General features: G+C 44.5%; 4 protein-coding genes and 1 pseudogene. 2 read left to right on the forward strand and 3 right to left on the reverse strand.

Annotated elements, in window-relative coordinates; genetic code table 11:
- Both Q0R35_RS19515 and Q0R35_RS08895 read right to left on the reverse strand, forming a co-directional pair.
- Window positions 1-137 (reverse strand): annotated as a pseudogene (locus tag Q0R35_RS19515) (two-component system response regulator); the annotation flags it as partial.
- 324 nt (window positions 138-461) lie between these two features.
- On the reverse strand, window positions 462-1,208 hold the full coding sequence (locus Q0R35_RS08895; protein ID WP_295616359.1) for a phycobilisome rod-core linker polypeptide: 747 nt from the start codon (window positions 1,206-1,208) through the stop codon (window positions 462-464).
- Between the two features lie 120 nt (window positions 1,209-1,328).
- Between Q0R35_RS08895 and Q0R35_RS08900 the strand changes: the two genes are divergently transcribed.
- Entirely contained in the window at window positions 1,329-1,850 is a 522-nt protein-coding gene (locus Q0R35_RS08900; RefSeq protein ID WP_295616362.1) for a gluconokinase, read from the forward strand.
- Complete coding sequence (locus Q0R35_RS08905; protein WP_295616365.1) at window positions 1,850-2,146, forward strand: antibiotic biosynthesis monooxygenase; 297 nt, start codon at window positions 1,850-1,852, stop codon at window positions 2,144-2,146. The genes Q0R35_RS08900 and Q0R35_RS08905 overlap by 1 nt, the downstream gene beginning before the upstream one ends.
- Window positions 2,147-2,511: 365 nt before the next feature.
- On the opposite strand, the gene Q0R35_RS08910 is transcribed toward Q0R35_RS08905, so the two are convergent.
- A partial coding sequence (locus Q0R35_RS08910; protein ID WP_295616369.1) for a phycobiliprotein lyase occupies window positions 2,512-2,923 on the reverse strand: 412 nt, incomplete at its 5' end.

Genomic DNA, 2,923 nt, shown 5'->3' on the forward strand with positions numbered 1-2,923 from the left:
CGCTCGGCAGTTGCCAAACCTTCTAATCCAGAACCAGCAATACTCACTTCCCATCCTGCTACAGTTTCTAGGCAAATTTGAGCCACTTCTCGGATCGAGGGTTCGTTATCAACTACTAAGATCCGTTTGCTACTCACAATATTACCTCTGTTGACGTTCTGGGAAACTTGTTGCCATCTCACTATCTCTCGATCGTTCTACAAAGATAGGCAATAGCGATCGATACAGCTAACTATCCTTATCTAGATCGTCGCATACTATCCCGGTATAGAATCTTAATATATCGTGAAACTTTCAAGACGGGGGAGATGGGAGATGGGAGTGAGGAGTAAGGAGTAAGGAGTAAGCGTACCCATAAAAAATCGGGTAGGGGCAATTCATGAAGCGGCTTGCGCTCGTCGGGTTCCCCGACGGTATAGCAAGACAAGACATTGCCCCTACCCGATTTTTTATGAGTTAATTTAGCGGCGGGGGACTAGACTTTGATAATCTAGATTCAGAGCTGAAATCGACTGGGGCTGATTGCCGATCTTGCCGAGACTCTGAGCCATTGCTGCAAACATTGAAGGATCGCCAGCTTTGGGTTTTTGAGCGACAGGGCGAGAACTACGAGGCGTAACCGACCAAGTAACTTTGGGGAATCCAAGTTTGCCGCGATAGTATTCATCGTAGCGGGGCGATTGAATGTTGAAAGGTAATTCGCTAGCACCAGAAGGTAATACCCGACGACGTTGGAAGGGAACGATATTATCGCCGAAGTTTTCTAGATATTCATCGCTATTAAGCAAGTCATTAATGAAGCCCGCACGCCCTTTGGTCGCGACGACGATCGACCAAGCAATTTTCTCAGCATCGTTGTAGACATCGCGCCCTAGCACCTTCTGAACGCAGTGTGTGACGAACCGATAGTTGCTGTTAAGGTTGTAGAAACTATTGGTGAAAGTATTTGATAAACACAATCCCCGAATAAAGTCGCGCACGGTAATTTGTCCGCTGCGAAGTTGGGATTCTAGAAACCGTTCGCGATCGGATGCAAATGCATGAAAGAAAATTTGGCGATAAGCCGCTTCGATCGGCAAATCCATCTCACTGGAAGAGAGCAAGTTATCGGTGGAGAATACTCTGGGTTGTTCGTCTCCAGGCACTTCATAACCCTTAATTCGGGAGTTTTGAGTGGTGGGAGCGTATTCTAATAAAGGAATAGACATAATGTTATAACTGCTCTTTCTTACGAAACTTTACAATTTTTCTCATCATAATCCTCATTGAGACACCAATCTTACTCTTCACTAAAAAAATTACATTCCTTAATTTTCGGGACTAAAACATTGACACAACAACAAATACCACCCAAGATTATCGTCCTGATGGGAGTCTCTGGTTGCGGCAAAACCACAATCGCCCAAACCCTAGCTACCAAACATCATTGGCACTGGTTCGATGCCGATGATTTTCACTCTCCCGCGAGTAAAGCCAAAATAGAGCGCGACGAACCCCTTACCGACGCAGATCGTCTCCCGTGGCTACAAACTCTCCAGATCCAGATTCAGCAATGGTTACAAGCCGATCGACCGACCGTACTCGCTTGCTCTGCGCTCAAACGCAATTATCGAGATCTCCTCAGTGGTGGCAATCCTGCTGTCAAATTTGTTTACCTTAAAGGTAGCTACGAATTAATTTCTCAACGATTAATCGATCGCCAAGGGCATTTTGCCAAGGTAGAATTACTCAAAAGTCAATTCGATACCATCGAAGAACCATCACCAGATGAAGCAATTGAGATCGATATCGATCGAGCTAAAGATGAGATCGTGCGTTCGATCGATACCGCCCTATTAATTAATAACTAATGATTTTAGAAGTAGCCATTCTGAACATTCGATGGGGACTAACCACCGAATTTGAAGCCGCCTTCAAAACTGCATCGCTAATTATTGCCTCGATGCCGGGATATATCTCTCATGAGTTGCAACATTGCGTAGAGCGATCGCATCGATATATTTTACTCGTCCGCTGGCACACAATCGAAAACCACACGATCGGCTTTCGACAGTCGCCAGAATATCAAGAATGGAAAGCTTTACTTCATCATTTTTACGATCCGTTTCCAACCGTGGAACACTATCTTAACGTCAGTTCGGGATAAGGATTCTCGCTCAATGACTCCTGGCTTCGTTCCTACATCGCCCTCAAATGAATTTGGGGCTAATAGCAAAAGTTCGTTAAAACGAACTAATCGATCTGGTAGTTCTCTTCAGAGAACTTGAGCTATTAGCCCGTTGGCGTAGCCTTTCGGAACGAAACACTTTCAGTTCAGGGCGGTGCCTGAGCGAAGCAAACTGAATTTTCTTATTCCGAACTGACGTTATCTTAGTATAGATAAATAAAGTGACGATCTGATAAGGATGCGATCGAGAATTTAATTTTCGACAAACTTCTCACAAATCAGGGTAGGGGTAATTCATGAATTACCCCTACCCTGATTTTGAACGATCGATTTAGGAGGTGAGTTTAGACCCTAATTCGTTTCTCTAAATATTGCCCGATTGTCACTTGTTCGCCAGCGCGAGAGATAATAGTTTGGCGAGTGCGGTACTTTTCGCCCACCAATTTAACTTCCTCCTCAAATACCGAGCCTTGATATTCGGTTTTTAGACAGAGCGTATCGGGATGGGGAAAATGATAAATAGCAGTAATTGGTTTGGGAGTTGCAAAACCGCGATCGCGATATAAAATATTTCCCAACGCTCCAAATAACGTACTTCCTTTAGAAGCTTTCTTTCCCGTTACTGAGTCCTTACTATCCCACTCAATTTTACTCCCACAGGTTAGAGTCAGATCGTCTAAACCGTGCAGTCGTGCTAATTCTTGTAATTCCAGACAGCCTGCTGCTAAAAATTCGATCGCAATCTCGCTGACTACC

This window comes from Chamaesiphon sp. GL140_3_metabinner_50 (assembly GCF_025361915.1).
Taxonomy (GTDB): domain Bacteria; phylum Cyanobacteriota; class Cyanobacteriia; order Cyanobacteriales; family Chamaesiphonaceae; genus Chamaesiphon.

Excerpts from the sequence above, each read along its gene's own strand:
- Q0R35_RS08905 (WP_295616365.1), top strand. The coding sequence starts at position 1,850 with ATGATTTTAGAAGTAGCCATTCTGAACATTCGATGGGGACTAACCACC.
- Q0R35_RS08895 (WP_295616359.1), bottom strand. The coding sequence starts at position 1,208 with ATGTCTATTCCTTTATTAGAATACGCTCCCACCACTCAAAACTCCCGA.